The organism is Paenibacillus sp. FSL L8-0340 (genome assembly GCF_038593145.1).
Lineage (GTDB): Bacteria > Bacillota > Bacilli > Paenibacillales > Paenibacillaceae > Paenibacillus_AQ.
Window position 1 is genome coordinate 2,848,018 of record NZ_CP151967.1, and the last position, 21,428, is coordinate 2,869,445.

General features: G+C 49.7%; 17 protein-coding genes. 12 read left to right on the plus strand and 5 right to left on the minus strand.

Annotated elements, in window-relative coordinates:
- Positions 1 to 38: 38 nt before the first annotated feature.
- Complete coding sequence (locus tag NST07_RS12635) at positions 39 to 848, minus strand: copper amine oxidase N-terminal domain-containing protein (RefSeq protein ID WP_342481687.1); 810 nt, start codon at positions 846 to 848, stop codon at positions 39 to 41.
- A 145-nt stretch (positions 849 to 993) separates the two neighbouring features.
- Between NST07_RS12635 and NST07_RS12640 the strand changes: the two genes are divergently transcribed.
- From NST07_RS12640 to treR, 5 genes are all read left to right on the plus strand, one after another.
- A complete protein-coding gene (locus NST07_RS12640; RefSeq protein ID WP_341092121.1) occupies positions 994 to 1,329 on the plus strand; it encodes a potassium channel family protein in 336 nt (111 codons plus the stop codon).
- A 92-nt stretch (positions 1,330 to 1,421) separates the two neighbouring features.
- Positions 1,422 to 2,243, plus strand: a complete 822-nt coding sequence (locus tag NST07_RS12645) for a methyl-accepting chemotaxis protein (protein WP_342481688.1) — start codon at positions 1,422 to 1,424, stop codon at positions 2,241 to 2,243.
- Positions 2,244 to 2,592: 349 nt separating this feature from the next.
- Entirely contained in the window at positions 2,593 to 4,293 is a 1,701-nt protein-coding gene (treC, locus tag NST07_RS12650; protein WP_342481689.1) for an alpha,alpha-phosphotrehalase, read from the plus strand.
- 39 nt (positions 4,294 to 4,332) lie between these two features.
- Positions 4,333 to 6,324, plus strand: a complete 1,992-nt coding sequence (gene treP / locus NST07_RS12655) for a PTS system trehalose-specific EIIBC component (RefSeq protein WP_341092124.1) — start codon at positions 4,333 to 4,335, stop codon at positions 6,322 to 6,324.
- 32 nt (positions 6,325 to 6,356) lie between these two features.
- Positions 6,357 to 7,088: a trehalose operon repressor gene (gene treR, locus NST07_RS12660; protein ID WP_076114387.1), complete on the plus strand. Its 732-nt coding sequence runs from the start codon at positions 6,357 to 6,359 to the stop codon at positions 7,086 to 7,088.
- Between the two features lie 445 nt (positions 7,089 to 7,533).
- Here the strand turns inward: treR and NST07_RS12665 are convergent, their stop codons facing one another.
- Complete coding sequence (locus tag NST07_RS12665) at positions 7,534 to 8,304, minus strand: DeoR/GlpR family DNA-binding transcription regulator (protein WP_342481690.1); 771 nt, start codon at positions 8,302 to 8,304, stop codon at positions 7,534 to 7,536.
- A gap of 226 nt (positions 8,305 to 8,530) precedes the next feature.
- Here NST07_RS12665 and NST07_RS12670 point away from each other — a divergent pair, with 226 nt between their 5' ends.
- The 5 genes from NST07_RS12670 (at position 8,531) to NST07_RS12690 (ending at position 15,739) form a co-directional block, all read left to right on the plus strand.
- Positions 8,531 to 10,300: an L-fucose isomerase gene (locus NST07_RS12670; protein WP_341092127.1), complete on the plus strand. Its 1,770-nt coding sequence runs from the start codon at positions 8,531 to 8,533 to the stop codon at positions 10,298 to 10,300.
- Positions 10,301 to 10,323: 23 nt separating this feature from the next.
- Positions 10,324 to 11,754, plus strand: a complete 1,431-nt coding sequence (locus NST07_RS12675) for a rhamnulokinase family protein (RefSeq protein ID WP_342481691.1) — start codon at positions 10,324 to 10,326, stop codon at positions 11,752 to 11,754.
- Positions 11,755 to 11,777: 23 nt separating this feature from the next.
- Positions 11,778 to 12,428: a class II aldolase/adducin family protein gene (locus tag NST07_RS12680; protein WP_038589957.1), complete on the plus strand. Its 651-nt coding sequence runs from the start codon at positions 11,778 to 11,780 to the stop codon at positions 12,426 to 12,428.
- 13 nt (positions 12,429 to 12,441) lie between these two features.
- Complete coding sequence (gene fucU, locus NST07_RS12685) at positions 12,442 to 12,870, plus strand: L-fucose mutarotase (RefSeq protein ID WP_341092131.1); 429 nt, start codon at positions 12,442 to 12,444, stop codon at positions 12,868 to 12,870.
- A gap of 487 nt (positions 12,871 to 13,357) precedes the next feature.
- The gene (locus NST07_RS12690) at positions 13,358 to 15,739 is read left to right on the plus strand and encodes a transglutaminase-like domain-containing protein (protein WP_341092132.1); all 2,382 of its coding nucleotides are present in this window, start codon (positions 13,358 to 13,360) and stop codon (positions 15,737 to 15,739) included.
- A 95-nt stretch (positions 15,740 to 15,834) separates the two neighbouring features.
- On the opposite strand, the gene NST07_RS12695 is transcribed toward NST07_RS12690, so the two are convergent.
- The 3 genes from NST07_RS12695 to NST07_RS12705 all read right to left on the minus strand — a co-directional run bounded on the left by NST07_RS12695 (position 15,835) and on the right by NST07_RS12705 (position 19,574).
- Positions 15,835 to 16,776, minus strand: a complete 942-nt coding sequence (locus NST07_RS12695; protein WP_341092133.1) for a VanZ family protein — start codon at positions 16,774 to 16,776, stop codon at positions 15,835 to 15,837.
- A 125-nt stretch (positions 16,777 to 16,901) separates the two neighbouring features.
- Entirely contained in the window at positions 16,902 to 17,198 is a 297-nt protein-coding gene (locus tag NST07_RS12700) for an effector binding domain-containing protein (protein WP_342481692.1), read from the minus strand.
- Between the two features lie 15 nt (positions 17,199 to 17,213).
- Positions 17,214 to 19,574, minus strand: a complete 2,361-nt coding sequence (locus tag NST07_RS12705) for an ABC transporter ATP-binding protein/permease (RefSeq protein ID WP_342481693.1) — start codon at positions 19,572 to 19,574, stop codon at positions 17,214 to 17,216.
- Positions 19,575 to 19,717: 143 nt separating this feature from the next.
- On the opposite strand from NST07_RS12705, the gene NST07_RS12710 reads away from it, so the two are divergent.
- Positions 19,718 to 20,392, plus strand: a complete 675-nt coding sequence (locus NST07_RS12710; protein WP_341092137.1) for a response regulator transcription factor — start codon at positions 19,718 to 19,720, stop codon at positions 20,390 to 20,392.
- The gene (locus tag NST07_RS12715) at positions 20,389 to 21,423 is read left to right on the plus strand and encodes a HAMP domain-containing sensor histidine kinase (RefSeq protein WP_341092140.1); all 1,035 of its coding nucleotides are present in this window, start codon (positions 20,389 to 20,391) and stop codon (positions 21,421 to 21,423) included. Before NST07_RS12710 ends, NST07_RS12715 begins: the two co-directional genes overlap by 4 nt.
- Positions 21,424 to 21,428: the final 5 nt, after the last annotated feature.

Genomic DNA, 21,428 nt, shown 5'->3' on the forward strand with positions numbered 1-21,428 from the left:
ATGGATACTGGCACGCGCTGTTTTTATTCTATTCTATTCTATTCTGTAAATAATCTTGCCACCGTAATAATATAGTTAACTTCTTTTTGAGGAAAGTTTTGTGATATAGATACATTACCATTTACATTAACTTCCCGAATGGCCGGATAAACTGGACGACTATAAGAGTCACTAGCAAAGCCTCCATAATTAGCCCCAAAAGAAACAAGTGGATGAATGTCAGCCTTACCCTTAGGAATACTTTCACTGGTTATGTTTGTTGCATTTATGGTGAGCTGAAATGTGTTATTGCTTTTATTAGTTATTGCAAAGTCATTGATTCTAAATGCTCCATCTGCATTGTTGCTGTACAGATCGTTCCCGTCAAAATTTTTAAAGGGGTCCCCTACAAGTATTCGATCATCGTCCAAAGCCAGAATATTTGCTTTGTTATCCCAGTGGCTCTTTAATTCTGCTTGATCTAAAAAAATTCGTATTGGCAGAAACATAGCTCCGTTTTTTAGTACAGGTTTTGTATCCATCACAACAGTTTTTCCATCCATCTGAGCATTTTTTGAATCTATCAAAAATACAAACTCATGATCCAGCCAGTCAAGGCGAGTCACTTTCGTCGAGGCGGAGTAAGAAATTTCCCCACCAAATAAATCTTCAAAAGTCCGCAAAGGTACCAATAACCGATTATTTTCATCAACGAACGGCGGGGCAGGTTTGGTGTATAAAACAAAAAACTTTCCCACTTTTAGATTTACCTTAGATTTTACAGGTAGGGGAGCTGCTGACACATGTCCAACCTCATTAAATGAAACTAAGAGCAAAGCACAAAATAATACCGTAAAGAAACGCTTCACGATCTATCACCTCAATAATGTTTTATTTTACATTATTTAGACGTGGTTCTGCTAATTGGGGTGCAGCAGAACTATACTTTCTTCAGCTAGCCGATTATACTGAATTATAAAATTCACAATTTGAAATAGTCGAAAGGTGCTGCCCATGTTATCATTTTTGCTTACGCTTAAGCGTCTGATGACCGGCTTATGGCGGGCGCTCAAGCTTAAGAATTTTCAGGCATTGCTCGTATTGGTGGTCATCACGCTGACCTCCGGAACCATTTTTTATGTCAAAGAGGAAGGACTTTCTGTGATTGACGCGATCTATTTTTGCGTAGCCACGCTTAGTACAATCGGACATCCTACCTTTGTTCCGCAAACCACTTTAGGGAAAACTTTTACTATTGTCTACATCATCGTTGGCACCGGGTTATTCCTGGGGATGATCGGCTATATCGCTTACTTCTTGATCAAACAAACGGACAAGGAAAGCGATTGATCCGCAGGAAACAGAACAGAATAAATTCTTCTTAATTTATGAACTGTATGTGACGATAATAATTAAAAACATTCACATTTAGGAGATGCATCATGGATAATTTGACCGCACTTGTATTGGCCGCACCAATGATTAAGCAAATCCACGCACAGGACATTATGATTGGGATTACGGATAAGGAGATTTTTCATTACTACGCACCCAGCAAGGTACTCGATTTTGGCCTGACCAAGGGAAGTCCTGTTCCGGAGGATGACCCGTCACTCGGAAACGCCCTTGCAGGTCGTGCTACGACGAATCGTCTGTCTGCCGAGTTGTACGGTGCGACTGTAATCTCCTCGGCAGTGCCGATTTACGGGGATGAAGGGGAGATTATCGGAGCATTTGCGATTGCTTATACGCTTGAGAACGAAGACAAAATGGAACAGCTGACGGATAGTATCAACCAGATCAGCGGCCAATTGATGGATATGGTCCAGAACGTTGCTGCACAGTCCGAGGAGCTGTCAGCTACGACGGCCCAAATTCTGGAGAATTCGCGTAAGACGGTTGAGGAGTCAAAGCAGGTGAACAAGGTGGCCGGCTTTATCCGTGAAATCTCGGAACAGACAAACCTGCTTGGCCTGAACGCAGCGATTGAAGCGGCCCGCGTAGGGGAGCAAGGTGCAGGTTTCGGTGTAGTAGCTACAGAAGTGCGCAAGCTTTCCGTCAACACAAAGGAAGCGACGAAGACGATCGAAGATTCACTCAGCACTGTGCAGCATTCCATTCTGCAGATGGAACAAGAAATTGAAGCCATTGCGGATTCTTCCTCTGCACAGGCCGAATTGGTCACCCATTTCAGCGAGCTTATTGAGCGCCTGAATGAGACCAGCAGTGAGATGGAAAAGTTCATTTCATCGATTCTTCAATAAGCTCGGAAAAATTGAATGCAACTGTGAAAGCCCCGCAAATTAGGACACTTATTTGCGGGGCTTTTTGTTATGAAGAAGTCCAAATGCGGTCTCTCCTGTTCAGGCAGAAGGTATTATTGACAATTACTTGTTAATAGATGGCCTATCTAGTTTAAGTAAGTGACATAGCTGTATTTCATGGTGGCATGCACGCCTGTGTTGCATCATGGTGAAATAGAGGCATTTTCAGGTTTGACAACCTGTATATACAGGTGTACAATCCATCTTGTATATACAGGTTGAAGAGAAGTGAAGTGAGCTAAACACATAATGGCTGAAAAGGCTACATACAACTAGGAGGGACAAATAGATGGCAAATATACCTGAACAACAATGGTGGCGGAAATCAACGGTGTATCAGGTCTATCCGAAAAGCTTCAAGGATACGACCGGGAGCGGGACAGGTGATATAAAAGGTTTGACCCGGAAGCTGGATTATTTGCAGGACCTGGGCATTGATATCGTTTGGCTGCAGCCTGTTTATGTCTCCCCGCAAAATGATAACGGTTACGATGTCGCAGATTACCGGCGGATTGACCCGGCTTTCGGAACGATGGAGGACTTCGATGAGCTGATGCATGAGCTTAAGAAGCGCGGCATGCATCTAATGACAGATATTGTGGTCAACCATTCCTCAACAGAGCATCCCTGGTTTCAGGAAGCCCGCAAATCGAAGGACAATGCTTACCGCAATTATTATATCTGGAAAGATGCGGCACCGGACGGCGGCCCTCCCAACAACTGGCAGTCTAAGTTTGGCGGACCTGCATGGCAGTGGGAGGAGACAACGGGCCAGTATTTTTTGACACTGTTTGATAAGACACAGGCCGATCTGAACTGGGAGAACGAGCAAGTTCGGCAGGAAGTGGCCGACCTGATGATTTTTTGGGCGGAGAAGGGAGTCAGCGGATTCCGTATGGATGTTATCAACCTGATCTCTAAGGATCAGGGGTTTCCGGAGGATGACGGTAGTATTTCACCCGGCGACGGACGGCGTTACTATACGGACGGACCTCGGGTGCATGAATACATCAAGGAGCTGTATGACAAGGTCTTTGGTCCATACAATCTTGTAACTGTAGGAGAGATGTCTTCAACTACACTTGCGCACTGTATCCGCTATTCTAATCAGGAGGAGAAGGAATTCTCCATGACCTTTAACTTCCACCATTTGAAAGTGGACTACCGGAACGGGCAGAAGTGGGAACTGAAGCCTTACGATTTCGAGGAATTGAAGCAGCTGTTCACGAAATGGCAGTCCGGTATGCAGCGGGGAGGGGGCTGGAACGCGCTCTTCTGGAACAACCATGATCAGCCGCGGGCCTTGTCCCGGTTTGCGGACGACGGAATCTACCGGGTGGAGAGTGCCAAGATGCTGGCGACGACGCTCCACGGGCTGCAGGGTACACCCTATGTGTACCAGGGTGAAGAGATCGGTATGGCAAATCCGAAATGGCTGGACATTGGTGAGTTCAACGACATCGAATCCACCAATATGTTCAAGATCCTGCAGGAAAGAGGCCTGTCAGCGGATGAAGCACTTGCCATCATCCGGGAACGCTCCCGCGATAATTCGCGGACACCGATGCAGTGGGATGAGACAGCGAATGCCGGATTTACCACCGGGACCCCATGGCTGAAGGTGGATGAGAGTTACAAGGAGATCAACGTTAGCGCACAGCTTGGAGATCCGACTTCCATCCTGGCTCATTACCGTAAGCTGATCCGTCTGCGCAAGCAGGAAGAGGTGCTTACCAACGGACGTTATGTCCGGCTTGATGAGGCTCATCCTCAGATTTACGCCTATGCCCGGATTAATGAAACCGAAGTACTGGTCGTCGTATCCAATTTCAGCGGTGAACATGTTGTATTTACTGCTGCCGAAGTGTTCTGGGAGACGGTCAAGGGCAAGGAAGCAGAACTGCTGATCGGAAATACCCCGCAGACCCCAGCATGGGGCCAGACGGTTGAGCTATCACCTTATGCATCCTACATGTGGATTATCCGTTAACAGCACGAATATAACCTAACTAAATTAAGGAGTGAGAACATGGCGATTAACCGGCAAAACGTGGAGCAGATCGTACAGGCCATAGGCGGAAAAGACAATATTGAAGCAGCCACGCACTGTGTCACAAGGCTGAGATTTGCCTTGAAAGACGAGGGAAAGGTTGATATCTCTGCGCTGGAACGGAATGATCTGGTGAAAGGGCACTTTTCTTCCCAAGGCCAATTTCAAGTGATTATCGGTCCGGGACTGGTGGACAAAGTATATGAAGAAATGATCGACATTACCGGCGGTGCCCGTTCTTCGAAAGACGAGGTAAAGACGGCGGCCAGCAAACACCAGAATCCGCTGCAGCAGGCAATCAAGACACTTGCGGATATCTTTATTCCGATCCTCCCGGCCATTGTGATGGCAGGTCTGCTGCTTGGGATCAACAACATTCTGACGGGTCCCGGCATCTTTTTCGACGAACGCTCCTTGGTGGATGTGTATCCGCAATGGAAGGACATCGCTTCGATTATCAATACGATTGCCAGTACGGCCTTTACCTTCCTGCCCGCACTTATTGGATGGTCGGCAGTAACCCGGTTCGGCGGCAGTCCGCTGCTGGGGATTGTGCTCGGTCTTATCCTGGTTCATCCTGATCTGCTCAGTGCATACGGATATGCGGATGCCAAGCTGGAAGGTACGGTTCCAGTCTGGAATTTATTCGGCTGGGAAGTTAACAAGATCGGCTATCAGGGACAGGTGCTCCCGGTGCTGGTCTCCGCTTATCTGCTCGCCCGGCTGGAGCGCTGGCTTAACAAGCGGGTGCATGATTCCATCAAGCTGCTGGTCGTGGCACCGGTAGCGCTGCTGGTTACAGGATTTCTGGCGTTTACGGTTATCGGTCCGGTTACATTCATGATTGCCAATGCTATTACAACGGGACTGGTCAACATCTTTGGCTCCTTCCCGGCGCTGGGAGGACTCATTTATGGGGGGCTGTACGCACTGCTGGTTATTACCGGCATGCACCATACGTTCCTTGCTGTGGATATTCAGCTGATCGGTTCCGAAGGAGGAACCTTCCTCTGGCCGATGCTGGCGTTGTCCAACATTGCACAGGGTGCAGCCGCACTCGGCATGCTGTTCGTGGCCAAGCAGGAGAAGACGAAAGGTCTGGCCGTGACCTCTTCCATTTCTGCCTTCCTGGGGGTTACAGAACCGGCGATCTTCGGGGTTAACATCCGTTATAAGTATCCGTTTATCTTCGGGATGATCGGTTCGGGTCTGGCGGGCATACTGCTGGCACTCAACAATGTACTGGCATCCTCCATCGGGGTCGGCGGGATTCCCGGCTTCCTGTCCATCTTCCCGAATCAATGGGGAATCTTCTTTGTCGGCATGGCCATCGTATTAATCATTCCTTTCGGAGCTACCGTATTGTTCGGCAAGATCCGCGGCCGGGGAGGCGAAGAACCGGATAATAACGCAAAGGCGGATAACGTCCAGGCGACAACTCCGGCTTCCCTTCCTCCGATGATTCAAGAGAAGGCTGGAAGCAAAGAATCAGCAGCGAATGTTCTGGAAATCGTCTCGCCGGTGAGAGGACAGATTGTACCGCTGGAAGAAGTGCCGGACCCGGCCTTCGCCGAGCGGCAAATGGGTAAAGGAGTGGCAGTAAATCCGTCCGAAGGAAAAGTGTATGCTCCATTTGACGCTACTGTCGCCCATGTCATCAAGAGCAAGCACGCGATGATTCTGGAGCATGCTACGGGAGTGCAGATTCTGATTCATATCGGCATCAATACCGTTTCGATGAAAGGCAGCGGATTTACGGCTCATGCCGCCACTGGAGATCAAGTCAAGGCGGGTCAGCTGCTGCTTGAATTCGACCGGGATGCTATTACCGCAGCAGGATACCCGCTGACTTCACCGGTTATCGTGCCTGACGGGCAGGATATCATCGAACGGGTAGAGGAGCTGATCCCTAGTTCAAATCCTGTTCATGGGCAGGCGGTTCCTGTTCTAAAGATCTATCTTAAAGGTTAACAATCGTGGTACTATGGGCATGGTGATTAAGGATGAATAAGAATATATATCTTCATATTTATAATGATTATTCGGCCCGGATTCAGTCCGGTCAGCTCCCTGCCGGCAAGAAGCTGCCCTCGGAAAGCGAGCTTGCTGAAGCTTACGGAACTTCAAGGGAGACGGTGCGCAAGGCTTTGCTTATGCTCTCTCAGAACGGCTATATCCATAAGATTAAGGGCAAAGGTTCCTTTGTACTCGATACCCAGCGGATGAACTTCCCCGTTTCCGGATTGGTCAGCTTCAAGGAAGTGTCCAAAAACCTGGGCCGTTCCGTACGTACCATTGTATATGAGAACGGCTGTGTGCCCAGTACATCCGAGGAGGAACGGCGTCTTCAGATGAAGGAGCCGGGCCCGCTTTGGAAGGTAGTTCGTGCCCGGGAGATTGATGGGGAGAAGATCATCCTGGATAAGGATTATTTTCTAACCTCCTATGTACCGTCTCTCACTGCTGAAACCGCCGGGAATTCGATCTATGCGTATTTGGAAGGAGAACTTCATCTCACTATCAGCTACGCCAAAAAGGAGATCTCTGTGGAAGAAGCCACACCGGAGGATAAGCTTTTGCTTGATTTGCACGATTATCAGCATATTGTCGTAGTCCGCAACTATGTGCATCTGGTGGACACTAAGCTGTTCCAGTATACCGAATCGCGGCACCGGCTGGATAAGTTTCAGTTCGTAGACTTTGCCCGGCGGGCTCAGAGCGAAAGTGATTTGTAGTATAGACAGCTAGAATGGAAGTTTGTTTTTTAAAATATAATAATTTATATGCTCACGCTATAAGTTATCCTTCTATTTCTCGCTGAAACGGGTACCTTCCTTTTGAGGACGGCGAAGCCGTTCCCACTTGGAAAAAATCGGGTGAGATTCCTCCGTCAAAGAGGGATTGCACCCGATTTTTTGTATGAAGAAGGGAATCTGGATTATGATTGATAGAACGAAAGTTGAGTAGAAGCTTTAAGCGGGTAGAATCCGGGAGGTAAATTGTTAATAGAAAGCGCATACAAAAGTTCAGTCCATTTTCTTGAACACAGCCCATAACAGCCCAATCTAGCATAAGCCTACAGCCAGGAGGACAAAGGGGAGCCACTGCGGGCCGGCTGCACCCGTTATATTTATTTAGACCATTCGCGGGTTCACCCCCTTTCCAGGTAGAGATTGCAGGCTACTCTGTGGGGCCATAGACCAGTGAAATCTGATGCTCCTTGAAAAAATCAATCCATTCCTCCGAAGGCTTGCGGTCAGTCACAAGGTAATCCACTTTGTCAAAGCTGAACAATTTGATGAAGGCAATACGGTCGAATTTGGAATGGTCCACAAGCAGGATCACCTTGCTCGCCTGTTGCTGCATCAGAACCTTTAGCTCGCTTTCTGCTTCATTGGAATCACTCAGCCCGCCTGTCATAGACAGAGCTTTGCAGCTGAACAAGGCGACGTCCACATTGTACTTTTGTAGGGTATAGGAGGCAGTCGGTCCGACAAAGGAGTTCGTCTCGGCACCCAGAACACCACCGGTAGAGATCAGCTTGTGGCCGGAATGCTGGAACTCGGACAGGACTACCAGTGAATTGGTGATCACCGTCAGATTTTGTTTAACATTGGTTATTTTCCTTAAGGCTTCAAAAGCGGTCGAACTGGTGTCTGTCATCAGGCTGTCGCCATCATTGATCAGTCCCAGCACGTTGTCGGCGATCATCTGCTTCTCGTCAAGATGGACTGAATGCCGGAGGGAGTAGGCGGGATCTTCATTGGTGTGAACATTCAGAACCGCTCCGCCATAGCTTTTCTTGGCAATTCCTTCTTTATCCAGCTTGTCGAGATCTCTTCTTATCGTTTCTTCGGAGACTCCGAAATCCTGTGCCAGATCAGCAACATGGACTTTCTTATAGCGGTGCAGCTTGTTGATAATATATTCCCGGCGTTCAAAAGCTCTCATGTAGTTCCTCCTGCATTAAAACATCTATAAGGCTAGTGTACTACAATTCACTTCAGAAATAAAAGGATATTCCACATTTATTAGCGATCAACAAAATAAAATCCACAAAAAGTCACATATATGTGTGGTTTTTTGTTGACATTCCATTTCTCAGATTTTATGATGAAGCAGATGAAAGCGATATATTTAGTTTATAAACCCATTACCTTTGAGGAGGTTGTTCAGTATGGCAGTAAAGTATCCGGCAATCGGCATTCGTCCAACGATCGACGGCAGAAGGCGCGGTGTGCGCGAATCGTTAGAGCTTCAGACTATGGGAATGGCACAACGGGTAGCTGATTTTTTGCAGGAGAATTTGCGTTATCCTGATGGATCGCCCGTGGAATGCGTCATTGCGGATTCTACTATTGGCGGAGTCAGTGAAGCTTCGGCTGCACGTTCGAAGTTCTCCGGAGCAAATGTGGGGGTATCCATTACAGTAACTCCTTGCTGGTGCTACGGCTCAGAAACGATGGATATGGATGCGGCAATTCCCCATGCGGTATGGGGGTTCAATGGCACGGAAAGACCCGGTGCTGTTTATCTTGCCGCAGTTCTGTCGGCATACGCCCAGAAGGGAATTCCGGCCTTCGGGATCTATGGGGAGGATGTGCAGGACTCCGGAAGTGAAGATATTCCGGCCGATGTTCAGGCCAAGCTGCTCCGGTTTGCCAAATCGGCGTTGGCCGCAGCCATTATGAAGAGCCGCTCCTATTTATCCATGGGTTCCGTTTCCATGGGGATCGCCGGTTCCATCGTGAATGACCAATTCTTCCAGGAGTATTTGGGCATGCGCAATGAATATATCGACATGTCCGAGTTCGTGCGCCGCTTCGAAGAGGAAATCTACGATCCGCAGGAATTTGCGCGGGCCTTGAAATGGACCAAGGAGAACTGTCAGATAGGGCCTGACAACAACCCAGCCCATCTGCAGGTCAGCGAAGAAGAGAAGGAGAAGCAGTGGGAGACCTGTGTCAAGATGGCCCTAATCGGACGTGACCTCATGATCGGTAATCCTGTGCTTGCGGAGCTTGGCTTTGAAGAAGAAGCGCAGGGACATAATGCCATTGCTGCAGGCTTTCAAGGGCAACGCCAGTGGACCGACCATTTCCCGAATGGCGACTTTATGGAGACGATCCTGAATTCCTCTTTTGACTGGAACGGCAAACGGGCACCTTATATTCTGGCTACCGAAAATGACAGTCTGAACGGCGTGACGATGCTGTTTAATTATCTGCTGACGAATACGGCGCAAATATTCGCTGATGTCCGCACGTACTGGAGTCCGGCAGCCGTGAAGCGTGTGACCGGCTACGAGCTGGAAGGCGCTGCTGCGAATGGCCTGCTTCACTTGATCAACTCCGGTTCGGCCGCGCTCGACGGAACCGGTCAGCAATCCCTCGAAGGCAAGCCGGCGATCAAGCCCTTCTGGGACATTACGGAAGAAGAAGTGGCTGCCTCGCTTAAGGAGACCTTCTTCCGACCTGCCTCGCAGGAATATTTCCGCGGCGGCGGTTTCTCTACCGACTACTTGACCAAAGGCGGCATGCCTGTCACGATGGCGCGGCTTAACCTCGTCAAAGGCTTGGGACCCGTTCTGCAGCTGGTGGAAGGTTATACCGCTGAGCTTCCCGGAGAGGTTCACCGCCAGTTGGATGAACGCACCGATCCGACCTGGCCGACCACCTGGTTTGCTCCAATCCTTACCGGAACCGGCTCGTTCAAATCGGTCTATGATGTGATGAACAATTGGGGAGCCAATCATGGAGCCATCAGCTACGGCCATATTGGAGCCGATCTGATCACACTTGCTTCAATACTGCGTATTCCAGTCAGTATGCATAACGTCGACGAATCACAGATCTTTAGACCGCGTGTGTGGTCGCTGTTTGGAACAGACAGCCTGGAGGATGCCGATTACCGGGCATGCCGTAATTTCGGTCCGCTGTATCATTGACAGAACTTAGGCAGGTGGTTTCGATGAGTGAGTTCAAAAGAGTGCTGGCCGTGGATCTTGGAGCCAGCTCCGGCAGAGTGATCCTGGGAACTTATGACGGCAGCCGCATTGTCACCGAGGAGCTTCACCGGTTTGCCAATACGCCGCTGCACATCGGCGGGGATTTGCACTGGAACGTGCTGGAGCTGTTTCAGGAAATCAAGCAGGGGATCAGGCTGGCCTGCAGCAAATACGGGGAGCTGCTTAGTCTCAGTGTGGACACCTGGGGTGTGGATTACGGCGTGCTGGATCAGGACGGAATGCTGCTGTATCCGCCTCATCATTACAGAGATCAGCGGATGCGGGAATACCGCCTCAAGCTGGAAGAGCTGCTGCCGCCGGAGGAACAATTCCGCCTGACCGGCAACCAGCCGGACCCCATCAACACAGTGTATCAGCTGTTTGCTGATGTTCAGCGGAATCCTGAACTGCAGGCAAATGCTAGCCGTATCTTAATGATGCCGGATTTATTTCATTATTTATTATCAGGAACAGCCGCCGCCGAGAGGACGATCCTCAGCACCAGCGGCCTCATGAAGGCCGGCACGGCAGAACTCTCATCCGAGGTGTTCAGCAGACTGGGAATTTCTCCGGCGCTGATTGCCGAGAGGGTGGATGCCGGGACAGTTATCGGCTCCCTGCTTCCCGGCCTCCGCAAGGAATTCGGAGGCAGTGCCCTGCAGATCATTGCCGGCGCTTCACATGATACGGCTTCAGCGGTTGCTTCCATTCCTTATCGTGACAAGGAGCATGCCGCATTTATCAGCTGCGGCACCTGGTCGCTGGTGGGAATTGAAATGGAGCAGCCCGTGCTTACAGAGCGCTGTTACCGTTACGGCTTCACCAATGAGAGCTGCTATGGCGGAGGCAACCGGCTGCTGAAGAATATTACGGGTCTTTGGCTGCTGCAGGAAACCCAAAGAGCCTGGGCGGAAGCCGGTGTGACCCTTAGCTTCGGGGAAATGGTCGAGCTGGCCGAAAGCGAGCAGGCTGTGCAAGGTCTGATCAATCCGGGTGATCCGCTGTTCAGCACCCCGGGAGATATCCCCGGACGTATTGCGGAATATTGCCGCAGCACCGGACAGCCGGTGCCGGATAGCAAAGGTGCAGTCGTACGGCTCATTCTAGTGAGCCTCGCCGAGGCGTACCGCAAGGCGATCGCGGAGCTGGAGGAGCTCACCGGCAAAACGATCCATACCGTGCATATGGTTGGCGGCGGTATCCAGAACCGGCTGCTGTGCCAGCTGACGGCGGATGCGGCCGGGAAAGAAGTGACCGCCGGTCCGGTCGAAGCAAGTGCAATCGGGAACGTTATCGTGCAGCTCACGGCGCTTGGCTTGCTGGATTACAGCCGGGCGGGGGAAGTGGCCGCCGCTTCCGGAAGTCTTGCCGTGTACCGGCCTGTTCAAGAATGACTATACAAAGAGGAGAAATGACAATGGATGAAATGGAACGGAAATTACGACTGCAGATTTGTGACATCGGGAGAAACCTGTTCAATAAAGATTATATTGCCGCCAATGACGGCAATATTTCAGCAAGGTTGAATGAACACGAAGTATTGGCCACCCCTACCGGTGTAAGCAAAGGATATCTGGAGCCGGATATTCTGGTGAAAGTTAATCTTCAGGGTGAAATTCTGGAGGCTCAGGAGGGCTACCGCCCTTCGACAGAGGTGAAAATGCATCTGCGGATCTACCGGGAGCTTCCCGGCATCCATGGTGTCGTTCACGCACATCCGCCATTTGCCACTGCCTTTGCCATCAAGGGAGAAGCACTGGATAAGATGATGATGCCGGAATCGGTCATTGCTATGGGTGAGATCCCTCTGGCCCCGTACGGTACGCCTTCCACTGAGGAGGTTCCTGATTCGATTATGCCCTTCCTCGGCAAGAAATCCGCTGTGCTGCTGGAAAGCCACGGGGCTTTGTCCTGGGGAAAGGATGTAATGGCGGCTTACATGAATATGGAGAGATTGGAGTATACAGCGAAGCTCACCTTTCTGACCCGCATGATCCAAGGGGAGCGTGAGCTGCCGGCAGACCGGATCGAGCAGCTGGTAGCACTTAGATCATTTTACGGAATGTAAAGGAGATTATAGGATGCTCAAAAAGATTCCCAAGCTGCTGTCCCCTGAGCTCGTGCGGATTATGATGGAAATGGGCCATGGGGATGAGCTGGTGCTGGCGGATGCGAATTTTCCGGGACATGCGCTGCATCCTCGGGTGACAAGATGCGATGGTATTGGAATCCCCCAGCTGCTGGCCGCTATTCTGGAGCTGTATCCGCTGGATCATTATGCCGGGCATCAGGCCGTTCTGATGGATGTGGTGCAAGGTGATCCTACCGTTCCTGTGATCTGGGACACTTATAAAGAGATTATTAGGGATGTTGATCCGCAAACGGTAATTGGTTACGAGGAACGCTTCAACTTCTATGAACGGTCCAAATCCGCTTATGCGATTGTAGTAACCGGGGAAGAAGCGCTGTATGGCAATCTCATTCTGAAAAAAGGCGTTATTGAAGGGTAAGAGTAGAATTGCAGGCAATTTTTATTTATTTGTAATATACTTGAGTGTTGCGAAATCGACTTGAATGTTTTGAAAAAGACAGAGCTGTAGAGGGTTACCATATGAATGGGACATCTCCTTTATCTGGAAATTGTGGTCTGGTAAACGACAATTTCTCCAACAAGGCTGGATGTCCTTCTTCTGTCTGCCTATTCGATAAAAGTTCTAACCGTTTGACTTTAATTTCGTTTGTTCGTCAGCATGTTTTTTACAAGACTCAAGTCAATAATAGAGATGTGAGTTAAAACCTTCTATGCTTAACATGAATTGCCGCGAATACTCAGCGCCCCCTCGTTAGCCCTCTGCTTATATAACTTAAATATAAAATATCCCAAATTTGTTTTAATCGTTCCCAAATGGGTTATATATCTCCTGTGCTTTGTAATGGGTAATTTTGGATTACACACCATAACCCTCATTAAGACAACCCAGACAGGAGAGGACGTTAGTGAAAGTGAAACAATTGGCAATGATTATGCTCATCATGTGTATGATTCTAACAGGCTGCATGGGGGGCGGCAAGGAAGCCGGTCCAGCGCCTTCACCCGCACCGACGGCCAGTCCGGCTGCAGAAACGAAGAAACCTTCAGGGAACCCTCCGCCGGACGCTTCGCAGACGGTGTATAATCTGAAGCAGAAATACGATACTGACAACAATCCGGGCATCATGCCTATGTATAATGTTGAGCAGGATATGGAATTTATCTTCAGATTCAATACGGATCTTGGCTCAGAGGCAATTGGCAAGACGCTGTCCGTACATACCGATATCAAGGCACTGCCGGAGAGCAAGGTAGGGACCCTTGAAGACTCACAGCTTGTAGGTGGCAAAAGCGTATACTCCATCAAGCCGCTCGGCTTCGGCGTACTCCCTTCCGATTCCTTGCGCGAAGCCGGAGGCAGCTCCTGGGGGAACGCCCCCGTGTACTACATCCGGCTCAACTATGACCTGGATGCCAAATCGCCTACTCCACTGAAGCAGCCGATTATCATTCCGTTTACGGTGAAATCGGATCTGCCCACACCGACTCTGGATGCCGACATCAGCCCTGACGGCAGACTGACTCTCGTATGGAATGAGGTGCCGGGCGCAGAGAGCTACAATATTTACAGCGCTTCGCATATCACGATGGAGAATACCAATGAGGCGCTGAACGGGGCGGAGCAAGGATATGCGAATCAGCGTCCGCTGAAGATTGCGACGGTGCCCGGCACTTCTTATAACGACTTCATGAAGGACGGGCGCGGTGCGCTCGGCATTGTGGATGAGACCATCACCAGCCTTCAGAACAACAATGTGCAAGGTGAATATTATGTCACCGCTGTTCAGGGAGGCAAAGAGTCCAGGTTCAGCCGCTCGGTGGACACCGTGTCGCTGTCCAAGCTGCTGCCGCGCACCGTAGCTTCCGAGGATAATATCAACCTGAAATTGTTCAAGAACGCTGCCGAATTGCCCAAGACTGTACCTGTCCAGTTCATTGACGGCTCCAAAGCCTCGGGGACTGTGATATATGACACGGATTCAATCACGATTCAGCAGTCCGGCCCAACCGATGTGCCATACTCCATTCAAGGTACAGCGCTCAAGGGGTACGTACAGGTTACGCAGTTGACGGATACCGATATTGCAGGTCTTGCAGCCGCCCAGAGCAAAGGGGCCAATCAAGGGTATGTGGAGCCGGAGAATAATACGGAGTATGTGCCTGCCCCTGATGTTCCGACCATCATTGACAACGACAATGCGGGCGAATCCGGCGATAATGCCATTGACCGGCAGAAGGAAAATACCCGCAGCAAGGTAGATGAGGGGAATAAGCAGGCCGTGCCTGCCTCAACGATCCGGGCGGACCTGATTCATGCCGATTCTGCGCTGGAAGAGTATCTCGCCTTGTCACTGATCAGCGGAAAGACCGAAATTTCGCTTCTGGCCTTCCCGGAGGCGCAGAATGCGCGAACCCTGGTCGATGTAGTGGAAAAAGTAGTCTATCAGAACCCGCTCATTCTTGGATTCCGCAGCTACGGCTACGATTATCAGAACCTGACGCTGCATGTGGAGTACGATGATTCAGCCGAGGTCATTGCGTCCAAACAGCGTGAGATCCTCTCAGAGGCAGATAAAGTGATCGCCGCCACACTCAAGGACGGTATGAGCGCCGATGAGAAGCAGATGGCGATCTACGATTATCTGAATGACAATACCGCCTATGACGATGCCGCGCTGGAGAATGCCAAGGAGCAGCAGTTCAAGAGTGTGGATGCCAAATTCAATGATTCCTTCAGTACCTACGGCATTCTGGTCAAAAAAGTTGGCGTATGTATGAGCTATGCACACACCTTCCAGTTGCTCGCTGACCTGTCCCAGGTCCCTTCGATGGTGGTCACAGGAACCATGAGCGGCGTGAATCACGCCTGGAACAAAGTGAAAATCGGCGCGGAATGGGTCAATGTCGATCCGACCAATAATGCTACCAATAGCGGACTTCCCTATCTGCTCTACAATTCCAGCGATGCCACTGCCACAGATGTAGAGTATGTGATGGACAAGGCTTACTGGCTGGACCAGGAGTTGTCCCTGTTCCAGGCCACCAGCAATGCCTATGATTATTATGTGACGCAAGGGCTTGAGGTGGATTCCCTGGAAGCGTACAAGACCAAATTGGCCGAACAGTTGAAGAATGGGGAGACCCTGGTGGTCCTGCGCGTTCTGGCCGATACAGACAGTTCAGAGCTGATGCAGAAGACCGCCGAGGTCATCAAGCAATATGATGCAACCAAGCTGGACAAAGCGGGTATGGTTGAATTCGGAAGCTACGTGGCGGTTCAGCTGTAAGCCTGGCCCCTATAGAAATGCCAAAAGGTAAGCTCCTGCAGCGGAGCTTACCTTTTGACTTTCCAGAAGAAACAAATTGCAGTCTGGCTATGAACTTAGTTCCAAAAATATTGCATCCGCTTATACCCGACATCCCATACTTTTTGGTTCCCCTCAATGGTGATCTTCAGCTCGTTCCCCGGCTCGAGAGGAATCTTGAATATCGACGGGAATAGATCAGGATCACTCCGCTGATCTTCTCCAGAGCCGGTCATTATCTCTTTTCCATCGAGGGTAACACGGATGCTTCCCGAATAATCGGTTGGTTCAGGGATTCCGTTATAGAACGAGAATATCGTCTCCCCCTCAGACGTATACGTGAACGTTCTAGAATCTACGCCTTCAGCGCCATACATATTATACAAGGGCTTTACAGTTTGACCGCTTATTTGAAAGCCGTCCTCCGGCTTGTATCCAGCGGATGAATTCCCCGAACTGTCCGTCCATTCATTGATCGCCACAAACGGGCCTTCTACTTTGGTTGTCGCTTTATCTATCGCCCCGCTTAATCCCCATACGGCTAATAAAAGAACCAACCCCGATATAGCCGTTGTCGCCAGATTGCGCCAGAGGCTCCGGGAACGGAAACCAAGCTTGTACGCCCCAAAACCGAGGGCTGCGCCGACCGTATTCTGAATAGCATCGTTAATATCGAAGCTGCCGAGGAACGAAAGGGCCTGGATGGTTTCCAGCACAAGAATCGCTATAAAGAATAAGGTAATGAACCGGGCAAAGGTGACCCGGTACAACCATGGAATCAATATACCGAAAGGGATAAAGGCAGCGGTGTTCCCAAAATCTACTAAATCCATGACGCTGAAATCCAGGAGCTCAGATAGAGACGGCATCTTAAAAAAGCTGTCGGGCAAAAAAATAAAGGTGTAGCCAAGCGAGTGATCGTTAGATTCTCCTCTACCGAAGGCGAAGAACATAAAAAAAAGAATAAAAAATATGTAAAATATGGTTATGGTTAAGATAATCTTGCGTTGTCTGGTCATGGTTAACTCCTTTGCCGGATGCATATTGTTAAACTGAACTTTCGGCCCCATTGTACCACATATTACAATCAATGCTAAGTGGTTTCATGATACCCTCCAGTCTAACCCTTCATCCTCTTCTGACACTACACCCCCGTCCGCTTCTGCACCGGAACATAGATCTCCATCACCGTATCCACCCGCGCAAGACAGCGCTCGTCATAGAATTCAAAGTTCAGCTTACCTTCGTCGTGCACATAGCCGCTTTCCGGGAACCAGTCCTCGAAGATATATCTCCAGGTGCTCTTTACCACTTGGGCAAAAGTCTCCGGTCTCTCCTCATCGGTAGCGTCCACCGGCGGTGTCGTGAATACCGCGTACTGCGCCGCCGTCACCTCAGCCGTAAGCATGTCTGCGGAGACCTGGCTGAAGTCGGAGCACACCTTAGTAGTTTGTGATTATTCGCTGCGCAGCGCCGTTACCGGATTCTTCTTGGCGGCAAGCTTGGCCGGAATGAATCCGCCGAGCATGGTTAGCACCACGTTAATGAGGATCAGCAGCAAGGCATGCAGCGGATTTAATTGGGCGACATTGGAAAGATCCGTGAGCGACTTAATAATAATGTTCGCCGGGATGGTCAGCAGATAGGTAATTCCTATCGCCAGAACCCCGGAAAAGGCACCGATGATAAAGGTTTCTGCGTTGAAGACACGCGTGATATCTTTTTTGCGTGCGCCTAATGCGCGTAGCACCCCGATCTCCTTAGTCCGCTCCAGTACAGAAATATAGGTGATAATTGCGATCATAATCATGGAAACGACGAGCGAGATCGAAGCAAAGGCAATCAGTACAAGTGTGATGGCATTCATAATCCCGCCGGTCAGGCCGGTAACGATGGCCGCCATATCCGTGTATACGATCATATCACTCTCGGGCAGGTCTTCATTCCATTTGTCCAGATACTCCACGATGGCTTCCTTGGAATCAAAGTCCTTCGGATAGATGGAGATCGAAGCCGGGATGCTTGTAGCACCCAGAGCAGCCAGAACATCTTCTTTCACAGGAGCCGTATTGCTGCCTGCGCCACCAGGCATCATGGCTGCACCAGGCATCATGTCTGTCTGAGCAGAGGTTTTGGGAAACACTTCGCCGGTCAGAAGATTAACGGCATCTTCCTGCTCCTGGGCCTTTACCACCTTGGAAGCCTGTGCGGAGGTAATGAAGCGGAGCGCCAGATCGTCAGAATAGGCGATTCCGGCAGCCATAGTGGACATCGGAGAATCCTTCTGCGCCCGGATAATTCCTGCAATACGAAGTGGAATGGCATCCGTGCTGTTATACATATCACTTAAGTTGGCAGCCGTTCCATTGACCACGAAATGGTCACCGGATTTTACATAGTACAGATCATTCGGGATCAGCTTAAACTCTTGACCGACAATATCGTCAAATTTGATGCTGTTCGCAGTATAATCCAGGCCGAGCGCTTCCACCGAAGCAACATTCAGCTGGTTGTATTCATCCACGATCAGCACAAGGTCGGTATCCTTGGACGGAAACGAACCGGCGAGCAGGTCATAATAGTTCTCCAGATAACTTCCGGGAGCACCGCCGGCCTTGCTGGGGAATGAGGAGAAGTAGCTTGTATTGATGGCAGTTGCCGTTTTATCATCAGATTTTAGAATGTTCATATTCACTTTACGGGCATAAGAGAGGCCGTCGATCAGGGATGGATCAATCTGCTTCACAAAGTCCAGATATTTTTCGGTCAGAACATTGGTGTGCATAATGGTATTGGCGCTCGGATCGTATGGATAGATTTCCTGCGAGTCGCTATACTCCTCCTTGCTGGTTGCTGTATCATCTGCCGCAGTTTCCGAGCGGTCAAAGCTCATCGCAGACTGGCTGATCGACACCGGGAAATTGGAGAGCGCACCCGCTTCATAGTTGTTGATTTGTTTATTGAAGCCGTTGGAGAGAGCCAGGATTAAGGCAATCCCGATGATACCGATACTGGAGGCGAAAGCGGTTAAGGTCGTTCTCCATTTTTTGGTCATGATGTTTTTGAAGGACAATTTGAGCGCTGTGGAGAAACCCATTGCTGTCTTTTTCAGCTTGTAGTCAGAGCTTACTTTCTGGTCGGGAAGCGGATCGGTGTCGGAAATGATTTTACCGTCTCGGAATTCCACAGTCCGGTCTGTGTATTTCCGGGCCAGTTCCGGGTTATGCGTAACCATAACGACCAGCTTATCCTTGGCGATTTCCTTGATCAGCTCCATAATCTGTTCACTTGTCTGGGTATCCAACGCTCCTGTAGGTTCGTCGGCAAGAATAATGTCGGGGTCATTGGCGAGCGCCCGGGCGATGGCTACACGCTGCATTTGACCGCCGGACAGCTGGTTCGGCTTCTTGTGCAGATGATCCTTAAGGCCAACCTTCTCCAGCACCTCTTTTGCCTTCTGCCGTTTCTCGGCTGCGGGGACACCGCTGAGGGTCATTCCCAGCTCGACATTGTCCATAATACTCAGATGCGCAATCAGATTATAGCTTTGAAAGATGAAGCCGACGCTATTATTACGGTAAGCATCCCAATCGCTGTCCTGAAAGTTCTGTGTGGATTTACCGTTAATGATCAGGTCTCCGCTGTCATATTGATCCAGCCCGCCGATGATGTTCAGGCAGGTGGTTTTACCCGAGCCGCTGGGACCCAGGATGGCCACAAATTCATTTTCCCGTAAATTGAGGTTGACCTTATCGAGCGCTACCTGTGTGAAATCACCTGTCGTGTAGCTCTTGCTGATGTTTTTTAGCTGAAGCATATCTGTAAACCTTCCTTTCAAATAAAGCTAGCTTGATGAATTGCTGACAGCATATCATACGAATATGAACTGAACATCAACTGGCTTCCAGCTACAGGGAAAGACTATACTTCAATCAAAGGCTAAAGAATGCAGGTGATTTCATGATTACTATACTTGTTGTGGAAGATAATGAGACGTTGCGCCAGCTGATCTGTACGGTGCTTGGGAAACATGGCTACAGGGTGCTTGCAGCAGAGGATGGCCAGAGTGCGCTGGATATTTTGGAAGCAGAATATATTGATTTGATTATTTCTGATATTATGATGCCGCAAGTGGACGGTTACGAGCTGATTGAGCATTTGAGGCAATCCAATAATAATCTGCCTGTGCTGATCATTACTGCCAAAGACAGCTTTCAGGACAAGCAGAAAGGGTTCCTGGTCGGCACAGATGATTATATGGTGAAGCCTATTGATATCAATGAGATGGTACTGCGGGTGGGGGCTTTGCTGCGCCGGGCGCAGATTGTCAATGAACGCAAGCTGACTGTGGGCGAGGTGACCCTTGATTATGATTCTGTAACGGTCTACAGGGATGGGGAGAGTACGGTTCTCCCGCAGAAAGAATTTTTCCTGCTATATAAGCTGATTGCTTATCCAAACAAGATATTTACCAGGCAGCAGCTGATGGATGAAATCTGGGGAATGGATACGGAGACAGATGCCCGGACAGTGGATGTGCATATCAACCGGCTGAGGGAACGTTTCAGGGAATATATGGAGTTTGAGATTGTAACGGTCCGGGGACTCGGGTATAAGGCGGTGAAGCATATATGAAAAAGAGGTTCAGCAATTTATGGTTCGCCTTTGTGATGCTGGTATTTATGATCATGCTGTCTTCTGCGGTCTTTATGATGACTATTATATTCGTTATAAAGAGGTTCACAATCATCGAGCCGGGCCAATTCCACGCCTTCGGATTTCTGGCAGCGGTACTGCTTACGGGGATCCTTACTGGAACGCTTATCACTGCCGTCATCGGGCAAAAAATATTGCTTCCCATCAACAGACTGAGAGAAGCAACCAAGGAAGTCGCCAAAGGCAACTTTAATGTTCAGTTGTATGAGAATATTAAGATTGAAGAATTCCGGGAGATGGCCAAGGATTTCAATAAGATGGTTCAAGAGCTCCAAGGGATTGAAACACTAAGAACCGATTTTGTCACGAATGTATCCCATGAGTTCAAGACGCCTATCACAGCCATTGAGGGCTATGCTGCACTGTTGCAGAATTCGGATCTTCCGGCCGAGGAAAGAGAGGAATACGCGGGCAAGATCATTAGCAGCACCAGGCAATTATCCATGCTGACCAACAATATTCTGAAGCTGTCGAAGCTGGAGAACCAGGAAATCATCATTGAAAAAACAGAGTTCAGTCTGGATGAGCAGATCCGCCAGGCGCTTCTTCTCCTGGAGCCGCAGTGGAGCGGCAAACAGCTGGATCTGGAGATTCAGTTGGCGGAGACTGGCTTCTACGGCAGCGAAGAGCTGCTGATGCAGGTATGGATTAACATTCTGGGGAATGCGGTAAAATTCTCAAGAGAATACGGGAACCTGTCCGTCACCTTGACCGAATCCCCCCAGAACGTGAGTGTTGAAATTACCGATACCGGAATCGGCATGACCCCGGAGGTGCAGCGGCATATCTTTGAAAAGTTCTATCAGGGCGATAAAGCACGGGCTTCTTACGGGAACGGGCTCGGACTGCCTTTGGCCAAACGGATTGTCGACCTTTGCGGGGGACGGATTATTGTGAGCAGCAAGCCGGGCCAGGGCTCGACATTCCGTATTGAATTGCCAAGAGAATAAAGATC